This is a genomic window from Brevundimonas olei, assembly GCF_037055245.1.
GTDB lineage: Bacteria > Pseudomonadota > Alphaproteobacteria > Caulobacterales > Caulobacteraceae > Brevundimonas > Brevundimonas olei.
In genome coordinates, this window is the sequence record NZ_CP146369.1 from 636,324 (window position 1) to 658,104 (window position 21,781).

The following is a 21,781-nucleotide window of genomic DNA, read 5'->3' on the forward strand; positions in this document are numbered from 1 at the left end:
GAAGAGAGTGCGATCAGCCTTCGGCGGGACGCAGGCCGGTCGAGGCCTGCTGGACCACCGGGCGACGCTGGCCGCCGGCGGCGATGATGCGATCGATGCGGGCCTTCTCGGCGCGGAAGGCGTTGAGGTCGGCGCCGGCCAGGACGGTGCCTTCCTGGGTCTTGATACCCGAGGGATTGATCCGCTGGCCGTTGCGCCAGATCTCATAGTGCAGGTGCGGACCGGTCGAGGCGCCGGTCGAACCGACATAGGCCACGACCTGGCCCTGGGTCACGCGCTGGCCGGCGCGCATCCCCGAGGCGTAGCGCGACAGGTGGCCGTAGCCGCTTTCCAGGCCGTTGGCGTGGCGAATGCGCAGCCAGTTGCCGTAGCCGCCCCAGCGCCGGGCCTCGACCACCACGCCGTCGGCGGGCGCCACCACGGGCGTGCCGGTGGAGGCGGCGAAGTCCATCCCCTGGTGCATCTTGCGATAGCCGGAGATGGGATGGGTGCGAACGCCGAAATTGGAGCTGACGCGGCGGAAGTTCTGCAGCGGCGTGCGCATCATGGCGGTGCGCGTGTTCTTGCCCGTGGCGTCGAAATACTGGGCCGTCTTCGAGCCGGCGGGCTGGAAGCGATAGAAGGCGTGACCCTTCAACTCGGCGTAGAGCAGTTCGCCGGTTTCGACGGTGCGGCCCGATTCCGTGACCATGCGATCGAACACCAGGGTGAATTCGTCCGAGGCGCGCACGTCGCGCTGCATGTCGAACTTGTGGGCGAACAGCTGGCTGGCGCGACGCACCACGGCCGAGGTGGCGCCCAGTTCGCGGGCGCTGGCCGACAGGGAGCGCTGCACCTTGTCGTTGGCGACGACGGTTTCCTGGGCGATCTTCTCGTCCAGCGAGCGCAGGCGCAGCGCGCCGTCGAAACTGCGCGATACGGTCAGTTGGCTGGCCGGACCGGTGCGCATGGTCAGGCCGATCAGGCGGGCGTCGCCCAGGCCGCCGCGCGGCTTGGACACGGCGGTCTCGAAACGCAGGCCCGCGCGCAGATCCTTGAGGTCGAAGGCGCTGGCGACGGTGGCGGCCACGGCCTTGGCCTCGTCGGCGCCGATGCCGGTGCGGCGCACGGCCTGCTCAAAGGTTTCGCCGCGGCGAATCTGGACGGGGATGGCTTCGGGCGTGGTCATGCCGGCCGGCGCGGCGGCGGCGGCGTAGGCCTGGGCCTCCAGGGATTCGATCTGCTCCGCCGTCAGGGCCGGAACTTCCTCGGCCTTGACCTGTTCATACCCACGACCGGCGAACAGGGCGATGCCCACGGCGGCGCAGGTCGTCAGCAGGTGCGGCGCGAGCCGGACAGGCTGGCGGCGAGGATCGAACTGAGCCATGGGTCCCCGGCAAGTCGGCGACGCGTTCCGCGCCAAAACAGTCGAATCTCGACGCGCTTGCCGGTCGCCCGGCGAACGCGAAGCGAGCCGTATAGCCCGCACGTCCCATCTTGGGAAGATGGAATGTTACGATTGGTTAACATGGCCGCGATGATCTGCAGTAATTTACCGTTCTGCGTGAGTCTCTTGCCAAACTTCGCCTTCTTGTAGTCGAGGTCGGCTGGTAGTGGCGCAGGTGTCACGTCGCAGTGCTCATTCTGCAACGACTGTTGTTGTCGCGCATTCTGTGGCGTTGTTCCCCTTCCTGTTAAGTTGAACGCCGCTCCCCTTGACCGACGACATAGCCACTTCAGGGTCCGACGCCGGATCCGCCCAGTCCCCTGGCGCGCCGTCCGGAAAGGGAAGGCCGCGACGACGGCTGGCCAGGACGTTGCTGATCGTTCTGGCGTTGCTGCTGGTGCTGGCGGCGACGCTTTATCTGAACCGGCGGGCGGCGGCGCGCGAGCTGCTGGTCGGCTGGCTGGATCGCAAGGGCATCGACGCCGACGTCGAGGTCGAGCGGCTGGAGCTCAACGGCTTTGTCGGCAAGGTCTCCATCGGCGATCCAGAGAACCCCGACTTCAAGGTCGAGCGGGTCGAGGTCGACTACGCCGTGGGCCTGCCGTGGTCGAAGGCCGGACTGGGGGTGACGCCCAGCCGCATCCGCCTGGTCCGTCCGATCGTTCGAGCGGCGTGGAAGGACGGGAAGCTGTCGCTGGGCAGTCTCGATCCCCTGGTCGAGGAATTCACCGGCAAGCCGCCCAGGCCGGATTCCCGCGCGCCCCTGGTCATCGTTGAAGGCGGCCAGGCGCGGCTCGACACCGAATACGGCCCGCTGCGTCTGCTGGCGGACGCCCGGATCGACGACGGCAAGCTGATGCGGCTGTCGGGACGGATGCCGGCCGCCTCGCTCAAGAGCGGCGAGACCGAGGCGCGCGGCCTGGCCGGCGTGATCGATGTGACGACCGCGGGCGACCGTACGACGGTGAAGCTGGACGCCCAGGCCGAGCGCTTCGCCGTGGCGGGCGTCGGCGGCCAGGGGGCGGCGCTGAGTCTCAGCGGCGACCTGCCCTACCCGGACATGAAGACCCGGCGCGGCGACGGTCGGGTCGGCCTCAACGCGCGACTCACGGCGGATGAACTGGCCGGCGCCGGGACGACGGCGCGCCAGGCGGTCGCGACGATTGAGTTCGCCGGGGCGGTCGAGGGCTGGCTCAACGCCTACAGCCTCAAGGGCGAGGCGAAGGGGACGGCGACGGCGGACCGCCTCCAGGGCGAGGGAATGGAAATTCGTCAGGCGGCGCTGGATCTCGGCCGCTTCGTCCTGTCGACCTCAGGCGGGACGGAAGCCGAGGAGATGAAGTGGCGGGCGGCTTCGCCCCTGCGGCTGACGGCGGCGTCGGGCCGGTTCGGCGAGACCCGTTTGACCCAGGCGGTCCTCGTCTCGACCGCCCTGGAGGCCGGCGGCAAGGGAGAAGCCTTCGAGGTCCAGGGGCCGGCGACCCTGACCGTTCGGCGCCTAACGACGGGCGATGTGACGCTGGATGGCGCGGGCGGGCGTCTGGACGTCGATCTGGTGCGGGATTCCATCACGCGGATCAGCGCCGCCGGAGCCCTGGCGGCGGATCGTGTTTCGGCGCCAGTGCTCGGCGCGCCTCAGGCCGACGACATTCCCGAACTCGCCGAGTTGAAGCGGGCGCTGGGGGCCTTCGCACTGGATGCGCCCCAGGTGCGGCTGGTCAGCGACAACGCCGGGGTGGAGCTTGTCCTGCTGCGGCCGCTGACCGCCCGCCCGGCCAACGGCGGCGAGCTGCAGTTGTCCTCGGCGAGGGCGCCGGCGCTGTCCATGAGGGCGGGCGGCGCAGCGCAGGGCGCCTTCAGCGTGGCGTCCAGACGCGGCGGCGGCTTGCCGGAAGCGCGCTTCGACGGCGTGCAGTGGCGGATGACGCCAGGCGGATTCGCCGCGACGCTGAAGGGGGAGGCGGCTCTGGATTTCGGGCCTGCGCGCGACATCGCCTTCAGCACCCGGGGTGAACTGGTCTCCACGGGCGGACGGCTGACCTATACGACGGACGACTGCATTCCCTTGACGGTGCGCAAGCTGGACCTGGGCGAGAACTCGGTTGAGGCCGTGACCGGCCGGGCGTGTCCGACATCGAACCCGCTGGTCGTGGTTCAGAACGGCCTCTGGCGCGCTCGGACGCGGCTGGTCGACGTGGCGGCCTCCGTGCCTGTCTTCGAGGCGGGCCTCTCCGACGCGGAGGGCGAACTGACGGTCGACGGCGGGCCAAAAGGGGTGTCGATGCGCGTCGGGGTCGCCAAGGCCCAGGTCGCGGATAGGGCCGATCCGGTCCGCTTCCTGCCGCTTCAGGCTAAGGGCGAGGCGCAACTGGCGGATGACGTCTGGACGGCCGCCTTTGACCTCAGCCGCCTGGACCACGCCGTCGGGCGGGTCGACGTGCGTCACGACGTGAGGGCCGAGGCGGGCGGGGCGGTGATCTCGGCGCCCAATCTGACCTTCACCGAGCATGGGCTGCAGCCCGACGACCTCAGCCCGCTCGTCGCCGACTATGTGAAGTCGCCGGTCGAGGGCTCGGCCGGGTTCGAGGGGCGTTTCGACTGGACGGCCGAGAGCGCGACCAGTTCAGGCGTCCTGACTGTGCCCGATCTGGATTTCACCAGTCCGGCGGGCAAGGTCCAGGGGCTGAAGGGGCGGGTGGAGTTCACCAGCCTGACGCCGCTGATCACCGCGCCGAACCAGACGCTGACGGCCGACCGGGTGCAGACGGTGACGCCGCTGACCGATCTTCAGCTCTCCTTCGGTCTGGACGAAAAGGCCCTGACCATCGGCGGCGGTCAGATCCAGGCGGCGGGCGGGCGCATCAGCGTCGAGCCCCTGTCGCTGCCGCTGACGCCGGGCGAGGGCTGGGGCGGCGTGGTCGTGGTCGAGGGCGTGCAACTGAACGAACTGCTGAAGAGCGCCAATCTTCAGGACAAGGCCGAGTTCGACGCCGTGGTGTCGGGGCGACTGCCCTTCACCTATGACCCCAAGGACGGCTGGCGCATCGTCGGCGGGGTGCTGAACGGGGTGCGGCCCGGCCGTCTGTCGATCCAGCCCGAGGTGTTCGACGATCTGGCCGCAGGCGGCGGGGGCGAGGCCGGGGTTCCGCCCAACACCATGCAGGACCTGGCCTATCAGGCCATGCAGGACCTAGCGATCAGCGACCTGACCGCCGAGGTCAACAGCCTGGATGAGGGGCGCCTGGGCGTCCGGTTCCGCATCAACGGCCGCCACGATCCGCCTGAACGCGAGCAGCTTCGCCTGACCTTCATGGAGCTGATCCGGCGCGACTTCCTCAATAAGAAGCTGAACCTGCCGTCGGACACGCCGATCGACCTGACGCTGGACACGACCTGGAACGCCAACCAGATCATTTCCGACCTGCTGGAATATGCGCGTCGGGGGGAGACGCCCGTGCTGACGACGGATGAAGCGCCTTGAGTCACGGCTGCGCTTTGTTCAGAACCCATTCACACGCCGCAGCGTTTAGTGGCGGTGACTTCCAACGCCGCCTTCGGAGATCGGCCTCATGATCAGCAAGCGTCAGATCGTCGCCATGCTCGGCCTCGGCGCCGTCAGCCTGGCCGCATGCGCGCCTACGGTGAACATCAAGTTCAGCGAGCCGCTGCAGATCTATGCCAAGCTCGACGCCGACATCCGCATCAAGCTGGACCAGGAACTGCAGAACCTGCTCCGCGAAAACCCCAACCTGTTCTGATACGAAAGGGGGCTTTAGACATGACTTACCGCAAACTCTTCGTCGCCGTGGCCGCTGTCGCTGCTCTGGGCGTCGCCGCCGGCGCCGCCGTGGCGCAGACCGCCTCGCAGAAGGCCCTGGTCGATCAGGCCAAGGCCGCCGGCGCGGCCGGCGAGCAGGCCGACGGTTACGTCGGCGTGCGCACCTCGGTCGACGGCCCTACCCAGGCCGCCATCAGCGCGACCAACGCCGGTCGCCGCCAGGCCTACGCCCGCAGCGCCTCCGACGCCGGCACCTCGGCCGAGGTGGCGGGCGCCCGGATGTTCGAGACCCAGCTGCTGCCGCGCATCAGCTCGGGCCAGTGGTACAAGAACGCCCAGGGCCAGTGGGTCCAGCGCTGAGCTGAGCCATGACGAAGACCTCCAGAGGCGGGCGACTGGTCCGGCTTCTGCGGTCGCTGGTTCTCGCCGTCGCCATATCGGCCGTCAGCACCCTGGGGCTGGCGGCCTATTGGCGTCTCATCGGCGGAGGCGAGATGAGCCTGCATGGCTGGATCGCCATGGGGCTGGGCGTGCTCGGCACGGTCGGCCTGGCTTGGGGGCTGATGGCCCTGGCCTTCCGGTCCGATCGCGAGGGCTGGGACGATCGGGTGGACAACCACCTCGATCCCGGCATCGAAAGCGCCGAGGACCGCAAGGACGACGAGCTCTACTATTGAGGTTTCAGGCGGCGGCTTCGGCCTGGCGTCCGGTCAGGGCGGGAAGGAACAGGCCGCGCGTCAGGGCCTCGACCACAGGCACGGCCACAGCGTCGCCCATCAGCTTCAGCGACGCGCTTTCGCTGGCGGGCAGGCGATAGGCGTCGCTCACCCCCATCAGCCGCGCGGCCTCGCGTCCGGTCAGGCGGCGCATGGCGATGCGTCCGCCCTCGACGATCACGACATACTGGCGCGACGACCCGCCGGACGGCGTGCGCAGGCAGCCCGCCAGTCCGTCGAAGCGTATCTCCAGCCGTTGCAGCTTCTGGCCGTTCTTGACCCGCACCCGGCGGAAAGCCGCGCCGACGCGCCGCTCGCCTGAGGCCTGGATCGCCTCCAATCGGGCGCGGTGCAGCGGCGACAGCATGGCCAGCAAGGCTTGTGTCTCCGCTGGGGCGAAGCAGGGCGCGTCGCTTTCCAGCACGGTCGCCAGGTCGAGGTTGCGGCGCGGCGGAACGGCCAGCCGCCACCAGGCCCAGTTCGTCTTAACCGGCTCCGGCAGGCGCTCCCAGGCGGCGATCAGGCGCGAGGAGTGGAAGGGCTGGGTCGGGGCGGGCAGGCGCGGCCCCTCGACGCCGCGCATGGCGACGATGAACAGGCGCGGGCGCGACTGCGGCAGCCACAGTCCGGCGTCGATCTCCAGGGCGCCGACCGTATAGCCGGCCTCAGCCATGGCCCCGCACACGGCGGCGAAATCCTGCCCCTCGCCCGAGGTCAGCAGGCCGACGACGTTCTCCAGCACGATGACGGGCGGGGCGCGGCCTTCGGCGTCCAGCCCCTGCATCAGCTTCCAGAAGCCCCAGAAGGCGCCCGAGCGTTGCGCCTTCAGACCGCCTCGCGCGCCCGCCAGGCTCACGTCCTGGCACGGCGATGAGGCCCAGCACAGGTCGGGCGCGCCGGGAATCTGATCCGGCGTCACGGTCCAGACGTCGTCGTGGATCAGAGGCGTATCGGGATGGTTGGCGCGGAAGGCGCGGGCCTTGGCCGCGTCGATGTCATTGGCCAGAACGGTGTGGAAGCCTGCACCGTCCAGGCTCAGTCCCAGACCCGCCAGGCCGCCGCCCGCGAAGAACTCGCAGGCCGTCAGGTCAGCGTCGGGGGCGGGGCGAATCGGCATGAGGACACACTAACCCAGGCGCGCCGCTTTGGCGCCTGTCTTGACGGGGTGAAGGCAAAACCGGACTTTGGCCGGAAACCTTCTGAAAGGACCGCCATGCGCGTCGCCCTCTTCTCCGCCGCCGCCGTTTCTCTCGCCGTTTCTCTGGCCCTGGCCGCCTGCTCGCCGCCTGCTGAAAAGGCGGCGGAGCCCGCCAAGGCCGAGCCGCGCGCCCTGGCCGGCGTCGATCTGGATCAGCCGCTACGGGTGCTGGGAACCGAGCCCTTCTGGGCCGTGGAGATCACGCCGCAGGGCCTGACCTATTCCGGCGTCGACCGGCCCGAGCAGAAGGCCGCCAACCCCGGCCCGGCTCTGCAGGGCACCGTCGCGACCTGGACGACCAAGACCGAGGCGGGCGCGGATCTGGCCGTCACCCTGACGGCGACGGACTGCTCGGACGGCATGAGCGACCGCACCTATCCCCTGACCGCCAAGGTCGAGATCGGCGACGAGACCCTGACCGGCTGCGCCGCGGCCACGGCGGCGATCGAGAGGGCCGGGGAGAGCGGTCGCGTAGAGTAAGGCGAAGCTGGCGCCCGGCTTGCATTGAGCGCTGTTGCGCGACCGGGCTGTCCCCGGTCGGTTCACCGGCCAGGATGGTCCCATGACGCCCGTAGCGACGCCGATCGACATTCGTCCCCTGACCTCGCTCAGGTTCCTCGCGGCCCTGTGGGTCGTGGTCTATCTGATGTGGCCCAACCTGGCGGTCGGCGGCATGCCCGCCCTGGCGGCTAAGGGCTATCTGGGGGTCGAACTCTTCTTCGTCCTGTCGGGCTTCATCCTCAGTCACGTCTATCTCCAGGCGTTCGGCGAGAAGCGCTTCGGCTATAAGGGCTTCCTCTGGGCGCGCATCGCGCGGGTCTATCCGCTGCACCTGTTCACCCTGTTCGGCGTCATGGCCCTGGGACTGGCGGCGACGGCGGCGGGGATGGCGATCGATTCCGGCATCCTCAGCTGGAAGACGCTGTTGCCCAATCTGCTGATGGTTCACGCCTGGGGTTTCGCGGGCGAGGCGGGTTGGAACCACCCGTCCTGGTCGATCTCGGCCGAGTGGTTCGCCTATCTGACCTTCCCGCTCTTCGCCGCCGCAGCGTGGAAGCTGCGGAACCGACCCTGGCTAGCGACGGGCGCGGCGGCCTTGCTGCTGGTCGCCCTCTACGTCGGCTTCGAACGCGTCGCGGGCTATCGCCTGACGGAGGCGACGTTCAAGTGGGGGGCGCTGCGGATCGTGCCCTGCTTCGCCTACGGCTGCGCCCTCTACCTGGTTTACCGGCGTGCGCCCCTGCCGCGCGCGGGCCTGCTGGCCCTGGCGGCGGCGGTCGTGATGGCGCTCAGCGCCGCCCTGATGAGCTGGGACGGGATCACCGTCCTGGCTGGCGGCCTGCTGATCCTGGCCCTGGCCAGCATTCCGGCGGACAGGGCGGGCGTCCTGGGTTCCGCCCCTGCAGTCTATCTCGGCGAGATCAGTTATGCGGTCTATATGCTGTGCGCCCCGTGGCAGATTCTGGCGGTCAATGTCGCGGCGCGCCTGACGGGGGCGGAGGACAAGCAGCTTCCGCTCGTACTGTGGCTGGCGATCATTGCAGGCTTGATTGTCGCCGCCGCGATTGTTCATCAACTGATCGAGCGTCCGGCCCGTACGTTCCTGCGCGGCTGGGCGACCAAGCGGCGATCATCTGTGGATCAGTCGGGGAAACAGTCGGAAACAGTTCTTCAACATTCTGACCCTATCGTCTAAGGCTTGTCCGCGTTCAGTCGGGAGCACGCCAGATGATGAAACGGCTCACAGCCGCCGCCCTTGCGGCGACCCTGGGATTTTTCGCCTTCAGCACCACCCCGGCCCAGGCCGGCGACCCCTACTGGCAGTGCGTGACCTTCGCGCGCATGTTCTCGGGCATTCAGATCTTCGGCGACGCCTGGACCTGGTGGCGTCAGGCCGTCAGCAAGTTCCGCACCGGCGACGCGCCTGAGACCGGCTCGGTGCTGGTGTTCCAGCCGCACGGCCGAATGAGCGCCGGCCACGTCGCCGTCGTCTCCGATGTCCTGACCGACCGCGTGATCCGCGTCACCCACGCCAACTGGGGCGGCAGCCGCGGCAAGGTCGAGGAGAACGTCACCGTCGTCGACGTCTCATCCTCGGGCGACTGGAGCCGGGTGAAGGTCTGGTACAACCCGATCAACGATCTGGGCACCACCGTCTATCCGACCTACGGCTTCATCTACAACAACGCCCGTGACGCCTTCGCCAACGGTCGCCAGATGGCCGCCAACGCCGTCGCTGACGACCGCGCCGCCAACTAGTTTCTCAAGTCAAAAAGGGTCTGGCCCCGCCCGGCTGATCGGGCGATAGCTGGCGTATGACCGACGCAAACGACATTCGCGGACACGCGATCGAGACGGCCAAGCATGAGCCGCAGGGCGTGACCTATGCCGGCTATCTGGCCCTCGACGACATCCTGTCCGCCCAGAAGCCGCGCTCCGACCAGCATGACGAGATGCTGTTCGTCATCATCCACCAGACCAAGGAACTGTGGCTCAAGCAGATCCTGCATGAGGTGGCGCTGGCGCAGACGCTGGTGCGGGCCGGCGATCTGGTGCCCGCTTACAAGAGCTTGGCGCGGGTCAGCCGCATCCAGGCGGTGATGACCCAGAGCTGGGACATCCTGGCCACCATGACGCCCGCCGACTACCTGAAGTTCCGCGGCGATCTGGGCGCCAGTTCGGGCTTCCAGAGCGACCAGTTCCGACGCCTCGAGACCATGCTGGGCCTGAAGGACTCGCGCTTCCTGCGCTTCCACGCCGAGCGTCCGGCCGCCCACGCGGCGCTGCAGGCGGCGCTGGAATCGCCCAGCCTCTATGACGACGCCCTGCGCCAACTGGCCAAGGCGGGCCTGCCGGTGCCTGACGCGGTGCTGAACCGCGACGTCAGCCAGTCCTATGAGGCGAATGAAGGCGTCGAGGCCGCCTGGCTGGAGGTCTATCGCGACACCGAGCGCTGGTGGCCCCTGTATCAGCTGGCCGAGAAGCTGGTTGATCTGGACGACGCCCTGCTGACATGGCGGCACAAGCATGTGGTCACGGTCGAGCGCATTATCGGCCGGCGTCAGGGCACGGGCGGCACCGACGGCGTGGGCTATCTGGTCGAGACGCTGAAGCGCCGCTGCTTCCCCGAGCTCTGGTCCCTGCGCACCAAGCTTTAGGGCGGGGCGCAAGGCGCAACCTTCGCCGCTGGCAGGGGTTTTCCTCTGGGAGAGCAACGGAGGTTTCCGATGGCCGGCAACAGCCACGACATCAAGATCCTCAACGGTTTGGTCGAGGGGCTGGTCGACAGCGCCGACGGCTATCACCAAGCCGCTCTGGAGACGGCCGACGACGCCTATCGCACCTGGTTCGAGGCGCGGGCGGGCGAACGGCGTCGTCTGGCCGAAGCGTTCAAGGCTGCGGTGCGCGAACGCGGCGGGTCGCCGGAGGAAGATCGCTCCATCCTGGCCAAGGCGCAGCGCGCCTTCAGGGACGTCAGCCACGCCTTGCTGCGAAGCGAGGTCTCCATGATCGACACGATCGAAAACGGAGAGGAGCAGTTGAAGGCGCGGTTCGAGCGGGCGCTGGCGGACGACGCCCTGTCGGCCACGGCAAAGGAGAGCATTCGCCGCGCTTACGGGGAGGTTCGGGCGGGACGCGATCAGACGAGCGCGCTGAAGCGCGGTCTCGACGCCCGGCGCGAGGCGGATGATCCGCTGTATCCGAAATAGTCGCGTCTTCCTCCCGACGGGCGAGGGGCGTTCGCGAACAATAAAAAGCCCCGGCGTTTCCACCGGGGCTTTTGATCTTCAGCGCGAGGCCGAAGCCTGAAATCAGGCCTCGTCGCCGGCCTTCTCGGTCGTGCCGGTGGCCGGGACGGCGACCTTGCGGGCCGTCTGGCGCTCGGCGATCCGGGCCGACTTGCCGCGACGGTCGCGCAGGTAATACAGCTTGGCGCGACGGACGACGCCGCGACGCTTCACTTCGATGGAGTCGACGTTCGGCGACAGGATCGGGAAGCGACGCTCCACGCCTTCACCGAACGAAATCTTGCGGACCGTGAAGGTCTCGTTCACGCCGCCGCCGTCACGGGCGATGCAGACGCCTTCGAACGCCTGGATGCGTTCGCGCTCGCCTTCCTTGATGCGCACGTGGACACGCAGGGTGTCGCCGGGCTGGAAGTCGGGGATGGTCTTGCCTTCGAGCAGGCGGGCTTTTTCTTCGGCAGCGAGTTGCTGGACGATGTTCATGTCATTTCTCCGGAGCTTGTTTGCTCTTTACCTGTAAGTTGGCGAGATGCCGCTCCCAGAGATCCGGGCGCCGCTCCCGCGTCGTTCTTTCCCTTTGTTCCTGACGCCACCTGGCGATCTTTTTGTGATCGCCTGACAACAGGACTTCCGGGATGTCGTGGCCCTCGAACGTCCGCGGCCTAGTGTACTGCGGATGCTCAAGCAGGTCGTCCTCGAAGCTCTCGGTGGACAGGCTTTCCGCCGCACCCAGAACCCCCGGAACCAACCGGACGCACGCCTCGATCGCCACCATGGCCGCCGCCTCGCCGCCGGCGAGCACCGCGTCCCCGACGGAGACCTCCTCGAACCCCCGGGCGTCGAGCACCCGCTGGTCCACCCCCTCGAAACGGCCGCACAGCACGACGATGCCGTCGGCCTTGGCCCATTCCGTCACTCGCGCCTGCGTCAGGGGCCTGCCGCGTGCGCTCATGTACAAAAGCGGCCGGGGCGGGCCTTCCAGGCTGTCGAGAGCCCTGGCCACCACGTCCGCTTTAAGCACCTGACCGGGACCGCCACCCGCAGGGGTGTCGTCCAGGAAGCCGCGCTTATCTTCGGAAAACGCGCGAATGTCCAGCGTCTGTAGATCCCACAGTCCCTTCTCGCGCCAGGCGGTGCCGATCAGCGACACCCCCAGCGGTCCGGGAAAGGCCTCGGGGAACATGGTCAGGACGGTGGCGGTAAAGGGCATGGCGGCCCTTTACCGCTCTACCGCCGCAAACGCGAGCCTCAGGCGGTCGGGTGGCCGCCGCCCTTGGCGATCCAGGCGTCGACCAGGTCGCCCAGCACGTCCAGCGGCACGGCGCCCGACCCCAGGACCACGGTGTGGAAGTCCTTGATGTCGAACTTGTCGCCCAGCGCCGCCTCGGCCTTGGCGCGCAGTTCCTCGATCTTCAGCTCGCCGATCTTGTAGCTGGTCGCCTGGCCGGGATTGGTGATGTAGCGCTCGACCTCCTTCTGGATGTCGCGCTCGGACAGCAGGGAGTTGTGACGGAAGTAGTCCATCGCCTGCTCGCGGCTCCAGCGCTTGGCGTGCAGGCCGGTGTCGGTCACCAGGCGCACCGCGCGCCACAGCTCGGTCGAGAGACGGCCGAAGTCGGAATAGGGGTCCTGATAGAAGCCCATCTCCTTGCCCAGGCGCTCGGCATACAGGCCCCAGCCTTCGGAATAGGCGCCGTAGCCGCCGAAGCGGCGGAAGCTGGGCAGGTGCTCCATCTCCTGCGCATAGGCGATCTGGAAGTGGTGGCCCGGCGCGCCCTCGTGATAGCTGATGCCCTCGATCTGGGGCTTCAGCACCTGGGTCATGTCCGACAGGTTGACGTAGTAGATGCCGGGGCGCGAGCCGTCCGGCGCGGGCGAGTTGTAGAAGGCGATGGAGGCCGTCGCCTCACGGAACGGCTCGACGGCGCGGACCTCAAGCGGGGCCTTGGGCAGGTTGGAGAACCACTGCGGCGCCACGGCCATGACCTGGGCCACGAAGGCGCGGGCGTCGGTCAGATAGGCTTCCTTGCCCTCCGGCGTATTCGGATACTGGAACTGCGGGTCCGTCTTCAGGAAGGCGAAGAACTCCTGCAGCGTGCCGGTGAAGCCGACCTGGGTCTTGATCGTCTCCATGTCGCGCTGGATGCGGGCGACCTCGTCCAGGCCGATCTGGTGGATCTGGTCGGCGGTCAGGTCGGTGGTGGTCGAGAGCTGCAGGCGGGCGTTGTAATAGGCCTCGCCCTGCGGCAGGCGCCACACGCCCGCGTCGCTGTCGGCCTGGGTCTGCACCTGGCCGAGCGCCGCCAGAACCGTGTCGAAGCCGCGCTTATAGGGGCCGGTCAGGGCTTCGCGCGCCGAGGCCAGCAGGCGGTCCTTGGTCGCCTGATCGGCGTCGAGGGCGGCGATCTTCTTCTGGAAGTCGGCCCAGACCGGGTTGTCGGCGCCGCCGTCGAACGGCGCCCCGGCGATCACCGCGCGGGTGTTGTCGATCGAGGGCTCGAAGACGAAGCGCGGCGAGACCACGCCCTTGCCGGCGCGCGCCGTCAGGGTGTCGGCCACCTGGCCCATATAGCGCTCGGCGGCGTTCAGGCGGGCGACATAGGCCTCGGCGTCCGAGACGCTGCCGATGCGGTGATTGTTGATCAGGAAGACCGGCAGGCTGGTCGTCGGGTTGCCGTTGGCGGCGAACTGGAAGCCCCAGTCGCGCCACTGGTTCGACAGGCGCGCCTGTTGCACCCCGTGTTCGAACAGGCGCGAGGACAGGCGGCTCTGCTCGCTCAGCTTGGTCGGGTCGAACTGGGCCTTCATCTGGGCCAGCTGGGCTTCCTGCAGGGCCAGCGAGCGTTCGGCGGCGGCGTCGGAGACGTCGTCCAGCTTGTCATAGTCGGTCTTGCGGCCCAGCGAGGTCATACGCTGGGGGCTGAGGGCCACGCGCGCCTCGAAGGCCTGTTCGAAGAAGGCGTTGAGCCGTGCGTCCTCGCTCTGGGCCTGGATGGTCGCGGCGGCGGACGCGGCTCCCTCGGCCATAGCAGCGGGCGCAGCGGCGCAGAGCGCCAGCACGGCGGCGGATGAAATCAGAAGACGACGCATGAGAAAGACCCCCTCGGTACAATAAGGGGCGCACTCTTTCGCGAAGCGTGGCGGGACGCAAGCGCGGAAGCCGCCCCTCTCCTGTTGGGAGGGGGTAAGGACTACTGCCCGCGTAAATCCGTGATCGTGCGGCCCGGCGCGATCTGTTCGGCGTCGGTGATCAGGTGGATCAGGGCGGGGCGGCCGCTCGCCGCCGCCTCGCGCGCCGCTGTCAGGGCCGCTGGGAAGTCGCCGGTCGTCTCGCAGCGCACGGCGAAGGCGCCGAAGGCCTCGGCGTACTTCACGAAATCGGGGTTCTTCAGGTCGGTGGCGATGACGCGGGTCGGGTATTCCCGTTCCTGGTGCATGCGGATGGTGCCGAAGGTTCCGTTGTCCACGACCACGACAATGACGCCGAGGCCGTACTGGGCGGCGGTGGCCATTTCATTGGCGCTCATCATGAAGTCGCCGTCGCCGGCGATGCAGACGACCTCGCGCGAGGGCTGGGTCGCCTTGGCGCCGAGCGCGGCCGGATAGCCGTAGCCCATGGCGCCCGAGGTCGGGGCCAGCTGGGTGCGACGGGCCTGATGGCGGTGAAAGCGGTGCAGCCAGGCGGCGAAATTGCCCGCGCCGTTGGTCAGGATGGCGTCTTCCGGCAGGGCCTGCGCCAGATGGGCGATGACCTCGCTCATATTGACCGCGCTCTCGACCTCGATGGGCGAGGAGAAGGCGAGGAAGTCGGCATGGGCCGTCGCGCCCTGTTCGGTCCAGACGCGCCCCGGATCGATGGTCGACAGGGCCAGGGCCGCCAGCGAATTGTCCGCCGCCGCCGACAGGGCGGGCGCCCAGACGCGGCCCAGCTCTTCCGGCCCCGGATGGATGTGGATCAGGGTCTGCGCCGTCTTCGTCCGGTCCAGCAGGGTGTAGCCCTGGGTCGGGTTCTCGCCCAGCCGTGCGCCGACTGCCAGCAGCAGGTCGGCGTTCTTGACCCGCGCGACCAGCCTGGGGTTCGGCCCGAGACCGAGGTCGCCCGCATAGCCGGGATGGTCGTTGCGGATCAGATCCTTGCGGCGGAAGGACAGGGCGATCGGCAGGCCCAGACGCTCGGCCCAGCCGGAGATCGCGTCGGTCGCTTCATCGGTCCAGCCCGAGCCGCCGAGGATCAGCATCGGGCTTTCGGCGCGCGACAGGCGCTCGCGCACCTGTTCGACAAAGGTTGGGTCGAGGGCCGCCTTGGCGGGCGCGACCGGGCGGATCGGCGCGGGGCCGCCGTCTTCGTGCAGGATGTTCTCGGGCAGGGCGACGACGACCGGGCCCATGCGACCCTGCTGGGCCGTGGCGAAGGCGCGCTCGACCACTTCCACCGTGCGTTCGGGGCTCTCGATCTCGGTCGCCCATTTGGCCAGGCCGCCGAACACTTCGCGGTAGTCGACCTCCTGGAAGGCGCCGCGGCCGCGGTCGGTCAGGGCGATCTGGCCGACGAACAGGATCATCGGCGTCGAATCCTGATGCGCCGTATGCACGCCGATGCTGGCGTGGGTCGCGCCCGGCCCGCGCGTGACCATGCAGACGCCGGGGCGGCCCGTCAGCTTGCCGTAGGCCTCGGCCATGTTGGCGGCGCCGGCCTCGTGGCGGCAGACGACGACCTGGATCTGGTCGCGGACATCGGCCAAGGCGTCGAGAACGGCCAGATAGCTCTCGCCCGGCACGCAGAAGACCTTGTCGACCCCGTTCATCACCAGGGTTTCGACCAAACGGCGGGCGGCGGTTCCGGAAGCTTGCGTCATGGTTTCGCCGTTAGCAGATTGGAGGATGAATTGGCCATGCAACCTTATGGCCAAGCTTCACGTTGAAGCGCCAAATCGACCACGGGGATTTCATCATGCGCAAGCTCATTGTTTTCGGCGTCATCGCCGCCGCCCTGGCCACCGCAGCCTGCAACACCGTTTCGGGCATCGGCCGCGATCTGTCCGCCGCCGGCCAAGCCGTCACCTCGGGTTCGGAACGCGCCAAGAGCTGACGTCGACGGCGTCGCCGTGATCGCGGCGCCGTCTTTTACCTTCCGGCCACAAATCCGCAGAGGAAGTCTGTCATTCTGGCGGCGCAAATCCGAGGAATTGAGATGGGACTTCTGGATAATGTTCTGGGCGGCCTCGGCGATGACGCCGCCGGCGGCCTGGCCGACCTGCTGAAGGGGCAGGGCGGCGTGGCGGGCTTGGCTGAAAAGTTCGGCCAGAACGGTCTGGGCGACGTAGCCGCTTCGTGGATCGGCAAGGGCGGCAACGCCGCGATCAGCCCCGAGCAGATCGCCGCCGTCATCGGCTCCGGCCCGATCGCCGACTTCGCCCGGAAGCTGGGCGTTTCGCCGGAACAGGCCAGCGAGACCCTGGCCGGGCTGTTGCCGGAAGCCATTGACCGCCTGACGCCGAACGGCTCGGCGGAGGGCGCGGACGACATGCTCGGCGGTCTGTTGAACAACCTGCCAGGCGGCCTCGGCGGCGCCCTGGGCGGCCTGTTCAAGCGCTGAAGCCTGGGGTCAGGCCTCGGCCTCATAGGTGACGCCCGTCAGATAGAGACCGTCTGACGGCGCCACCGGGCCGCATCGCGCGCGGTCCCTGGCCGCCAAGGCATCGGCCAGATCGGCCGGGCTCCAGCGATTGAGGCCCACTTCGACGATGCTGCCCGTCATGGACCGCACCTGACGGTGCAGGAAGCTGCGCGCCTCGAACACCAGATGCACCTCTTCGCCGACGCGGGAGACGCGGGCGACGTCCAGCGTCTTGAGCGGGCTGGCCGCCTGACAGGCGGCGTCGCGGAAGGTGGTGAAGTCGTGATGGCCGATCAGGTGTTGCGCGGCGGCGTGCATGGCCTCGGCGTCCAGCGGCTTCCTGACGTGCCAGACACGGCCCTGGTCTAGCGCCGGACGGCCGGGCCGGTTCAGGATGCGATACAGGTATTTGCGCCCGTTGGCGGTGAAGCGGGCGTGCCAGTCGTCGCTGACCGGCGTGCAGTCCAGCACCGCCACGGCCTCCTTCACCAGATGGGCGTTCAGGGCGTTCATCACCGTCTGCGCCGGCCAGTCGCGCTCGAGATCGACATGACAGGTCTGGCCTGTGGCGTGGACGCCCGTGTCGGTTCGCCCCGCGGCGGCGATGCGCACGCTCTGGCCGCTGAAGGCGGCGATCGCCGTCTCGATGGCGCCCTGCACGGTCGGCTGGCCGACCTGGGCCTGAAAGCCGTTGTAGGCCGAGCCGTCGTATTCGATGGTGAAGCGGTAACGGGGCATTATCCCTGGGGGCCGCGATCAGAAGGCTCCGCCTTCTCGACCCGATGCGGCCCGTCCAGAACCACACCTGCCGGAACCGGAAAGCCGCGCAGCATTTCCTCGGCCGATTGCGCCGCCTTGCCGGGGCGCTGCACGCGGGTCAGGCGCACTGCGCCGTCGCCGCAGGCGATGGTCAGGCCGTCGTCCAGCACCTGACCTGCCGAGCCTTCGCCTTCAGCCAGAACCGACATCAGCGCCTTGACGCGGACCGGCTCGCCGTCGGCCTCGACCTCGAACCAGGCGCCGGGGAAGGGCGATAGGCCGCGGATGTGGGCATCCACCTCGGCGGCCGGGCGGCTCCAGTCGATGCGGGCTTCGGCCGAGGTGATCTTCTTGGCGTAGGTCGGCTCGCCCGTCTGCTGCGTCTCGGTGAAACCGCCGCGTTCGATGGCGGCCAGGGCGCGCGGCCACAGGGCGGCGCCGACATGGGCCATACGGTCGCCCAGAGAGGCGGCGGTGTCGTCGGCGTGGATGTCCATCAGTTCGGACAGGATGATGGCCCCTTCGTCCAAGCCCTCGCTCATCCGCATGATCTGGGCGCCGGTCTGACGGTCTCCGGCCATGATGGCGCGCTGGATCGGGGCGGCCCCGCGCCAGCGCGGCAGCAGCGACCCGTGCAGGTTGAAGCAGCCCAGACGCGGCGCCTCCAGCACTTCAGGCTTCAGAATCTGGCCGTAGGCGACGACGCAGGCCGCATCGAGGTCCAGGCTCTTGAAGACGTCGATGGCTTCGGCCGCCTTCATGCTCTCGGGCGTGAACACCGGCAGACCCATGGCTTCGGCGAAGGCGTGAACGGGCGACGGCGTCAGCTTCTGGCCCCGGCCCTTGGGGCGCGGCGGTTGCGAATAGACGGCGACGATCTCGTGCCCCGAGGCGATCAGCTCGGCCAGGGACGGCACGGCGAAGTCGGGGGTTCCCATGAAGGCTAGGCGCATGGGCAGGCCTTTAGACCGTGAGGTCGATTACATCCAGCGGGTATAGACGCCGCCGCCCTCGTCCCACTCGCCGCCGGCGTCCAGGGCGTCGTCGAAATCGAGCAGGCGGTCGATGACCAGACCCGCCACCACGCCGACGGCGGCGACAGCCAGCAGGGTCGCCAGACTGGCCGCGCCGACCTTCTCGTTGCGGGTCAGGCGGCGACGGCCTCCTCTATTGACGATTCTGGGATCGATGTTGCGGGTCTTGCGAGCCATCAGGCGGCCATCCTCGCTTGCTTCTTGACCTTGGCGACCGCGCGGTCACGGCGCAGGCGCGACAGGTGGTCGATGAACAGGACGCCGTTCAGATGGTCCAGCTCGTGCTGGAAGCAGACGGCGTAGAGGCCTTCGATCTCTTCCTCGATCGTCTCGCCCTGATAGTTCATGTAGCGGACGCGGATGCGCGCCGGACGCTCGACCGAGTCGTAATAGGTCGGCACCGACAGGCAGCCCTCCTCATAGGAGAACATCTCCTCGGACGACCACAGGATCTCGGGGTTGACGAAGAAGCGCGGGTTGCGGCGCTCCAGCGCCTCTTCCTCGGTCTGCGGCTCGTCAGCGGCGCCCTCGACCGGCTTGTCGCCCAGGTCCATGACGACCACGCGGGTCAGCTCGCCGATCTGCGGCGCGGCCAGACCGATGCCCGGCGCGTCGTACATCGTCTCCAGCATGTCATCCATCAGGGCGCGCACGGCGTCGGTGACGCCGCCTTCCACGGGCGCGGCGACAGTCTTCAGGATCGCCAGATCGGCGGCGTTATCGATAGTCAGGATACGACGAATGGCCATGCGGGGGAGGTAGGGCCGCCGCCCCCGAACGTCAAGAATTACCGACTGTCGGGCTGGGACTTCCGATCAGCGTCAGGCCGGGGGCACTTCGCGCGGCTTGCGGTCCTGATCGATGGCCACATAGGTGAAGACGCCCTCGGTCACGCGGACCGACTGGGCCTCGGCCTGACCGCGCGCGCGTTTCCAGGCCTCGACGTGAACGCGGATCGAGGTGCGGCCGACGCGGATGATCTTGGCGTAGATGGAGACTTCGTCGCCGACCGAGACCGGCTGGTGGAAGACCATGCCGTCCAGCGCCACGGTGGCGCAGCGGCCCCCCGCGCGCTCGAACGCCGGGGTCGCCCCGGCCAGGTCCATCTGGGCCAGCAGCCAGCCGCCGAAGATGTCGCCCTCGGGGTTGGTGTCGGCGGGCATGGCGATGACGCGGCCGACAGGCTGGCCTTCGGGCAACAGGGCGGCGGCTTTGTCGGCGTCGGACACGGATAACCTCTCGGGCGGCTTCGTCAGGGCCGGTTCATGCGCCCTGACCTGGAATGACGCAAGCCATTGGCCGGTTGCGGCCTCCGGAGATCCACGCTTCAACCCGAGCAGACGGCGACGACGCCGATGACGGCGGCGGCGACCGCCACCGAAAGCGGCAGGACGAAGATCTGGATCAGGGCGGTCCGCCGCGTGGCGCCGCCCTCGGGCGTGTCCTCACCCTCGAACAGACGGCGTGACCGGGGTGAGGTCGTCTTGCGGCTGGACGGCGGCATCGTGTTGAACCCTTTCAGACCCATGCGGCGACGGCCGCGATCAGGTCCGAGGGTGGCGACAAGCCGGATGGTCCAGAAGCTCCGGTTTGGATTGATCGATCAGGCCGGTTGCGTCGCCTTCAGCCGGTCGACGGCGCGGACCAGTTCCGTCTCGTCCAGACTGGCGAAGCCGATGCGGAAGGCGTTGGCGGTTATGTTCCCCTTTGGGCCGGGTTCAAGCTGGAGCTGGCGGCCGTGGGTCAGGATCAAGCCGGATCGCTCCGCCTCGGCGGCCCAGGCGGCGGCGTCGATGTCCGGGTTCACGCGCAACCACAAGGCCAGCCCGCCCGCCGGTTTGTCGAAGGCGACGGCGCCGTCCAGACGGGCGACGATCTCGGCGCACAGCAGGTCGCGGCGCTGCTCATAGACCTTGCGCGCCTTGCGGGCGTGGCGGCCCAGGTCGCCGTCGTCGATCAGCCGCGCCAGCGCCCGTTCCAGCGGCAGGTCGCCCTGACGGTCGATGGCCTCGCGCCGCGCGGTCATGGCCTGGACCAGGTCTGGCGCGCCTGTCGCATAGCCGATGCGGACCACCGGCGAGAGCAGCTTGGACACCGAGCCGATATGGATGATGCGGTCCTGATCACGGCCGTGGCTCAGGGCGCGGGCGGCCAGCGGCAGGACCGGGCGGCCCTCGAAGCGGTATTCGTGGTCATAGTCGTCTTCGATCAGGATCAGGCCGTGGCGACGCGCCAGTTCCAGCAGGCGCAGGCGCCGCCCGGCGCCCAGCGTCACCGTGGTCGGGAACTGATGGTGGGGCGTGACATAGACGGCGCGGATGGTGGGGTCGCGGGCGAGCAGCGCCTCCAGCCGTTCCACGTCCAGCCCCTGCGCGTCGACCGGGGCGCCGACCACCCGGGCGCCCGCCGCGCGAAACGCCTTCCAGGCCAGGGGGTAGCCGGGATCCTCGACCGCGATGGCGTCGCCGGGATTCAGGACGGCGGCGGCCAGAAACAGGGCCATCTGGCTGCCGCGCGTGATCAGGATGTCGTCGGCGCCGACCGTCAGGCCGCGCTCGGCCGACAGATAGCGGGCCAGCGCCGTCCGCAGCGACGGCGCGCCGCGCGGGTCGCCGTATCCGGGCAGCGACTTGAGTTCGGCGCCGGTCAGCGATCGGCGGAAGGCCCTGGCCAGTTCCAGTCCCGGCATCAGGCGCGCATCCGGGACCCCGTCCGAGAACTGCATCGGCGCTGGCGCGGGCCGGGCCTGCGGCAGGGGCGAGGCGAGGTGTGCGGCGGCGGGGCGAGCGCCCCAGTTCTGCGTACCCAGATCGGGCAGGTCGCGGGCGACGAAGGTGCCGCGCGACGCCTCAGCCGTCAGCCAGCCCTGCAGCACCAGTTCCTGATAGGCGGCGTCGACGGTGTTGCGATGGATGCCCAGGGCGCCCGCCAGGGCGCGGGTGCCGGGCAGGCGGTCGCCGGGCTTCAGCCGTCCGCGCTCGATCTCGCGGATGACTGACCCCGCCAGATTGATGAACAGGGGCCGGGCGGGGTCTTCGATCAGTTCAATGACGACGGCGCTGCGTCCCATGATCCGGCCTGTCTAGTTTCAGGAAAGCGGCTCTTCTGACGGGGCCGGTAGGCCGGGTATCTCACGCGCATTCCCAAGCAGCAACACCGCTGCGGGACCAGAAACAAGGGATAGGGCCATGGCCGAGAAAGCCGTTTTCTATCACGCAGGCTGCACCGTCTGCGTCGACACCGAGCAGCGCTTCGTCGGCGCGATGAACCCGGCGGCCTATGACGTCGAGGTCGTCCATCTGGGCGAGACTCCGCAGCGCCTGGCCGAAGCCGAGGCCGCGGGCGTGCAGTCGGTTCCGGCCATCGTCATGGGCGGCGCCGTCTACCACATCAATCACGGCGCGGACCTTTCGGCCCTGCGCTGACGCACTTCGGCCTGGCTTCAGTCCCCCGAAGCCAGCCGCTCGGCGGGTCGGCGACCCTCCTCCTCAGAGGCCGACCCGCCGT

General features: G+C 68.8%; 25 protein-coding genes. 12 read left to right on the plus strand and 13 right to left on the minus strand.

Translation table 11 applies throughout. From position 1 onward, the window contains the following. Positions 1 to 13: 13 nt before the first annotated feature. Positions 14 to 1,366: a M23 family metallopeptidase gene (locus V8J38_RS03055; RefSeq protein WP_338577845.1), complete on the minus strand. Its 1,353-nt coding sequence runs from the start codon at positions 1,364 to 1,366 to the stop codon at positions 14 to 16. A 430-nt stretch (positions 1,367 to 1,796) separates the two neighbouring features. Between V8J38_RS03055 and V8J38_RS03060 the strand changes: the two genes are divergently transcribed. The 4 genes from V8J38_RS03060 (at position 1,797) to V8J38_RS03075 (ending at position 5,881) form a co-directional block, all read left to right on the plus strand. Next, positions 1,797 to 4,907 (plus strand): intermembrane phospholipid transport protein YdbH family protein, encoded by a 3,111-nt coding sequence (locus tag V8J38_RS03060; RefSeq protein ID WP_338577846.1) that lies wholly within the window; start codon positions 1,797 to 1,799, stop codon positions 4,905 to 4,907. 88 nt (positions 4,908 to 4,995) lie between these two features. Next, complete coding sequence (locus tag V8J38_RS03065) at positions 4,996 to 5,184, plus strand: YnbE family lipoprotein (protein ID WP_040346241.1); 189 nt, start codon at positions 4,996 to 4,998, stop codon at positions 5,182 to 5,184. A 20-nt stretch (positions 5,185 to 5,204) separates the two neighbouring features. Further along, positions 5,205 to 5,564 carry a YdbL family protein gene (locus V8J38_RS03070; protein ID WP_291778881.1) on the plus strand — a complete coding sequence of 120 codons (360 nt, stop codon included), beginning with the start codon at positions 5,205 to 5,207 and terminating at the stop codon, positions 5,562 to 5,564. An 8-nt stretch (positions 5,565 to 5,572) separates the two neighbouring features. Beyond that, on the plus strand, positions 5,573 to 5,881 hold the full coding sequence (locus V8J38_RS03075) for a hypothetical protein (RefSeq protein WP_291778884.1): 309 nt from the start codon (positions 5,573 to 5,575) through the stop codon (positions 5,879 to 5,881). A gap of 4 nt (positions 5,882 to 5,885) precedes the next feature. Here the strand turns inward: V8J38_RS03075 and V8J38_RS03080 are convergent, their stop codons facing one another. Next, positions 5,886 to 7,037 (minus strand): DNA cytosine methyltransferase, encoded by a 1,152-nt coding sequence (locus V8J38_RS03080; RefSeq protein WP_338577847.1) that lies wholly within the window; start codon positions 7,035 to 7,037, stop codon positions 5,886 to 5,888. A 96-nt stretch (positions 7,038 to 7,133) separates the two neighbouring features. Between V8J38_RS03080 and V8J38_RS03085 the strand changes: the two genes are divergently transcribed. The 5 genes from V8J38_RS03085 (at position 7,134) to V8J38_RS03105 (ending at position 10,828) form a co-directional block, all read left to right on the plus strand. After that, complete coding sequence (locus tag V8J38_RS03085; protein WP_338577848.1) at positions 7,134 to 7,598, plus strand: hypothetical protein; 465 nt, start codon at positions 7,134 to 7,136, stop codon at positions 7,596 to 7,598. An 82-nt stretch (positions 7,599 to 7,680) separates the two neighbouring features. Next, positions 7,681 to 8,814, plus strand: a complete 1,134-nt coding sequence (locus V8J38_RS03090; RefSeq protein WP_338577849.1) for an acyltransferase — start codon at positions 7,681 to 7,683, stop codon at positions 8,812 to 8,814. A 32-nt stretch (positions 8,815 to 8,846) separates the two neighbouring features. Beyond that, positions 8,847 to 9,377 (plus strand): CHAP domain-containing protein, encoded by a 531-nt coding sequence (locus tag V8J38_RS03095; protein WP_046652349.1) that lies wholly within the window; start codon positions 8,847 to 8,849, stop codon positions 9,375 to 9,377. A gap of 56 nt (positions 9,378 to 9,433) precedes the next feature. Further along, positions 9,434 to 10,276, plus strand: a complete 843-nt coding sequence (locus V8J38_RS03100) for a tryptophan 2,3-dioxygenase (protein ID WP_312219474.1) — start codon at positions 9,434 to 9,436, stop codon at positions 10,274 to 10,276. A 69-nt stretch (positions 10,277 to 10,345) separates the two neighbouring features. After that, complete coding sequence (locus V8J38_RS03105; protein ID WP_338577850.1) at positions 10,346 to 10,828, plus strand: PA2169 family four-helix-bundle protein; 483 nt, start codon at positions 10,346 to 10,348, stop codon at positions 10,826 to 10,828. Positions 10,829 to 10,930: 102 nt separating this feature from the next. Here the strand turns inward: V8J38_RS03105 and rplS are convergent, their stop codons facing one another. From rplS to V8J38_RS03125, 4 genes are all read right to left on the minus strand, one after another. After that, positions 10,931 to 11,347, minus strand: coding sequence for a 50S ribosomal protein L19 (gene rplS / locus V8J38_RS03110; protein WP_291778912.1), 417 nt, complete (start codon positions 11,345 to 11,347; stop codon positions 10,931 to 10,933). 1 nt (position 11,348) lies between these two features. After that, positions 11,349 to 12,074, minus strand: a complete 726-nt coding sequence (gene trmD, locus V8J38_RS03115; RefSeq protein ID WP_291778915.1) for a tRNA (guanosine(37)-N1)-methyltransferase TrmD — start codon at positions 12,072 to 12,074, stop codon at positions 11,349 to 11,351. Positions 12,075 to 12,112: 38 nt separating this feature from the next. Next, positions 12,113 to 13,954, minus strand: a complete 1,842-nt coding sequence (locus tag V8J38_RS03120) for a DUF885 domain-containing protein (RefSeq protein ID WP_338577851.1) — start codon at positions 13,952 to 13,954, stop codon at positions 12,113 to 12,115. Between the two features lie 101 nt (positions 13,955 to 14,055). Further along, positions 14,056 to 15,720, minus strand: a complete 1,665-nt coding sequence (locus V8J38_RS03125; protein ID WP_338577852.1) for a thiamine pyrophosphate-binding protein — start codon at positions 15,718 to 15,720, stop codon at positions 14,056 to 14,058. Positions 15,721 to 15,815: 95 nt separating this feature from the next. Between V8J38_RS03125 and V8J38_RS03130 the strand changes: the two genes are divergently transcribed. Both V8J38_RS03130 and V8J38_RS03135 read left to right on the plus strand, forming a co-directional pair. Continuing rightward, complete coding sequence (locus V8J38_RS03130) at positions 15,816 to 15,953, plus strand: entericidin A/B family lipoprotein (RefSeq protein WP_291778924.1); 138 nt, start codon at positions 15,816 to 15,818, stop codon at positions 15,951 to 15,953. Between the two features lie 87 nt (positions 15,954 to 16,040). Next, entirely contained in the window at positions 16,041 to 16,460 is a 420-nt protein-coding gene (locus V8J38_RS03135) for a YidB family protein (RefSeq protein WP_422388328.1), read from the plus strand. A 9-nt stretch (positions 16,461 to 16,469) separates the two neighbouring features. On the opposite strand, the gene truA is transcribed toward V8J38_RS03135, so the two are convergent. From truA to V8J38_RS03170, 7 genes are all read right to left on the minus strand, one after another. Further along, the gene (gene truA / locus V8J38_RS03140) at positions 16,470 to 17,219 is read right to left on the minus strand and encodes a tRNA pseudouridine(38-40) synthase TruA (protein ID WP_338577854.1); all 750 of its coding nucleotides are present in this window, start codon (positions 17,217 to 17,219) and stop codon (positions 16,470 to 16,472) included. Further along, complete coding sequence (fmt, locus tag V8J38_RS03145; protein ID WP_338577855.1) at positions 17,219 to 18,193, minus strand: methionyl-tRNA formyltransferase; 975 nt, start codon at positions 18,191 to 18,193, stop codon at positions 17,219 to 17,221. The genes truA and fmt overlap by 1 nt, the downstream gene beginning before the upstream one ends. Before the next feature lie 27 nt (positions 18,194 to 18,220). Continuing rightward, a complete protein-coding gene (locus tag V8J38_RS03150; RefSeq protein ID WP_338577856.1) occupies positions 18,221 to 18,451 on the minus strand; it encodes a hypothetical protein in 231 nt (76 codons plus the stop codon). Then, complete coding sequence (gene def / locus V8J38_RS03155; protein WP_338577857.1) at positions 18,451 to 19,023, minus strand: peptide deformylase; 573 nt, start codon at positions 19,021 to 19,023, stop codon at positions 18,451 to 18,453. The genes V8J38_RS03150 and def overlap by 1 nt, the downstream gene beginning before the upstream one ends. A gap of 72 nt (positions 19,024 to 19,095) precedes the next feature. Further along, a complete protein-coding gene (locus V8J38_RS03160; protein ID WP_338577858.1) occupies positions 19,096 to 19,503 on the minus strand; it encodes an acyl-CoA thioesterase in 408 nt (135 codons plus the stop codon). Positions 19,504 to 19,601: 98 nt separating this feature from the next. Next, positions 19,602 to 19,802 (minus strand): hypothetical protein, encoded by a 201-nt coding sequence (locus tag V8J38_RS03165; protein ID WP_338577859.1) that lies wholly within the window; start codon positions 19,800 to 19,802, stop codon positions 19,602 to 19,604. Between the two features lie 75 nt (positions 19,803 to 19,877). Beyond that, on the minus strand, positions 19,878 to 21,344 hold the full coding sequence (locus V8J38_RS03170; protein ID WP_338577860.1) for a PLP-dependent aminotransferase family protein: 1,467 nt from the start codon (positions 21,342 to 21,344) through the stop codon (positions 19,878 to 19,880). 118 nt (positions 21,345 to 21,462) lie between these two features. Here V8J38_RS03170 and V8J38_RS03175 point away from each other — a divergent pair, with 118 nt between their 5' ends. Next, positions 21,463 to 21,699, plus strand: a complete 237-nt coding sequence (locus V8J38_RS03175; protein ID WP_338577861.1) for a thioredoxin — start codon at positions 21,463 to 21,465, stop codon at positions 21,697 to 21,699. Positions 21,700 to 21,781: the final 82 nt, after the last annotated feature.

Bases quoted from the DNA above. Each gene is read 5' to 3' on its own strand.
- V8J38_RS03055 (WP_338577845.1), bottom strand. From the start codon at position 1,366: ATGGCTCAGTTCGATCCTCGCCGCCAGCCTGTCCGGCTCGCGCCGCAC.
- V8J38_RS03065 (WP_040346241.1), top strand. From the start codon at position 4,996: ATGATCAGCAAGCGTCAGATCGTCGCCATGCTCGGCCTCGGCGCCGTC.
- V8J38_RS03070 (WP_291778881.1), top strand. From the start codon at position 5,205: ATGACTTACCGCAAACTCTTCGTCGCCGTGGCCGCTGTCGCTGCTCTG.
- V8J38_RS03075 (WP_291778884.1), top strand. From the start codon at position 5,573: ATGACGAAGACCTCCAGAGGCGGGCGACTGGTCCGGCTTCTGCGGTCG.
- V8J38_RS03080 (WP_338577847.1), bottom strand. From the start codon at position 7,037: ATGCCGATTCGCCCCGCCCCCGACGCTGACCTGACGGCCTGCGAGTTC.
- V8J38_RS03085 (WP_338577848.1), top strand. From the start codon at position 7,134: ATGCGCGTCGCCCTCTTCTCCGCCGCCGCCGTTTCTCTCGCCGTTTCT.
- V8J38_RS03090 (WP_338577849.1), top strand. From the start codon at position 7,681: ATGACGCCCGTAGCGACGCCGATCGACATTCGTCCCCTGACCTCGCTC.
- V8J38_RS03095 (WP_046652349.1), top strand. From the start codon at position 8,847: ATGATGAAACGGCTCACAGCCGCCGCCCTTGCGGCGACCCTGGGATTT.
- V8J38_RS03100 (WP_312219474.1), top strand. From the start codon at position 9,434: ATGACCGACGCAAACGACATTCGCGGACACGCGATCGAGACGGCCAAG.
- V8J38_RS03105 (WP_338577850.1), top strand. From the start codon at position 10,346: ATGGCCGGCAACAGCCACGACATCAAGATCCTCAACGGTTTGGTCGAG.
- rplS (WP_291778912.1), bottom strand. From the start codon at position 11,347: ATGAACATCGTCCAGCAACTCGCTGCCGAAGAAAAAGCCCGCCTGCTC.
- trmD (WP_291778915.1), bottom strand. From the start codon at position 12,074: ATGCCCTTTACCGCCACCGTCCTGACCATGTTCCCCGAGGCCTTTCCC.
- V8J38_RS03120 (WP_338577851.1), bottom strand. From the start codon at position 13,954: ATGCGTCGTCTTCTGATTTCATCCGCCGCCGTGCTGGCGCTCTGCGCC.
- V8J38_RS03125 (WP_338577852.1), bottom strand. From the start codon at position 15,720: ATGACGCAAGCTTCCGGAACCGCCGCCCGCCGTTTGGTCGAAACCCTG.
- V8J38_RS03130 (WP_291778924.1), top strand. From the start codon at position 15,816: ATGCGCAAGCTCATTGTTTTCGGCGTCATCGCCGCCGCCCTGGCCACC.
- truA (WP_338577854.1), bottom strand. From the start codon at position 17,219: ATGCCCCGTTACCGCTTCACCATCGAATACGACGGCTCGGCCTACAAC.
- fmt (WP_338577855.1), bottom strand. From the start codon at position 18,193: ATGCGCCTAGCCTTCATGGGAACCCCCGACTTCGCCGTGCCGTCCCTG.
- V8J38_RS03150 (WP_338577856.1), bottom strand. From the start codon at position 18,451: ATGGCTCGCAAGACCCGCAACATCGATCCCAGAATCGTCAATAGAGGA.
- def (WP_338577857.1), bottom strand. From the start codon at position 19,023: ATGGCCATTCGTCGTATCCTGACTATCGATAACGCCGCCGATCTGGCG.
- V8J38_RS03165 (WP_338577859.1), bottom strand. From the start codon at position 19,802: ATGGGTCTGAAAGGGTTCAACACGATGCCGCCGTCCAGCCGCAAGACG.
- V8J38_RS03170 (WP_338577860.1), bottom strand. From the start codon at position 21,344: ATGGGACGCAGCGCCGTCGTCATTGAACTGATCGAAGACCCCGCCCGG.
- V8J38_RS03175 (WP_338577861.1), top strand. From the start codon at position 21,463: ATGGCCGAGAAAGCCGTTTTCTATCACGCAGGCTGCACCGTCTGCGTC.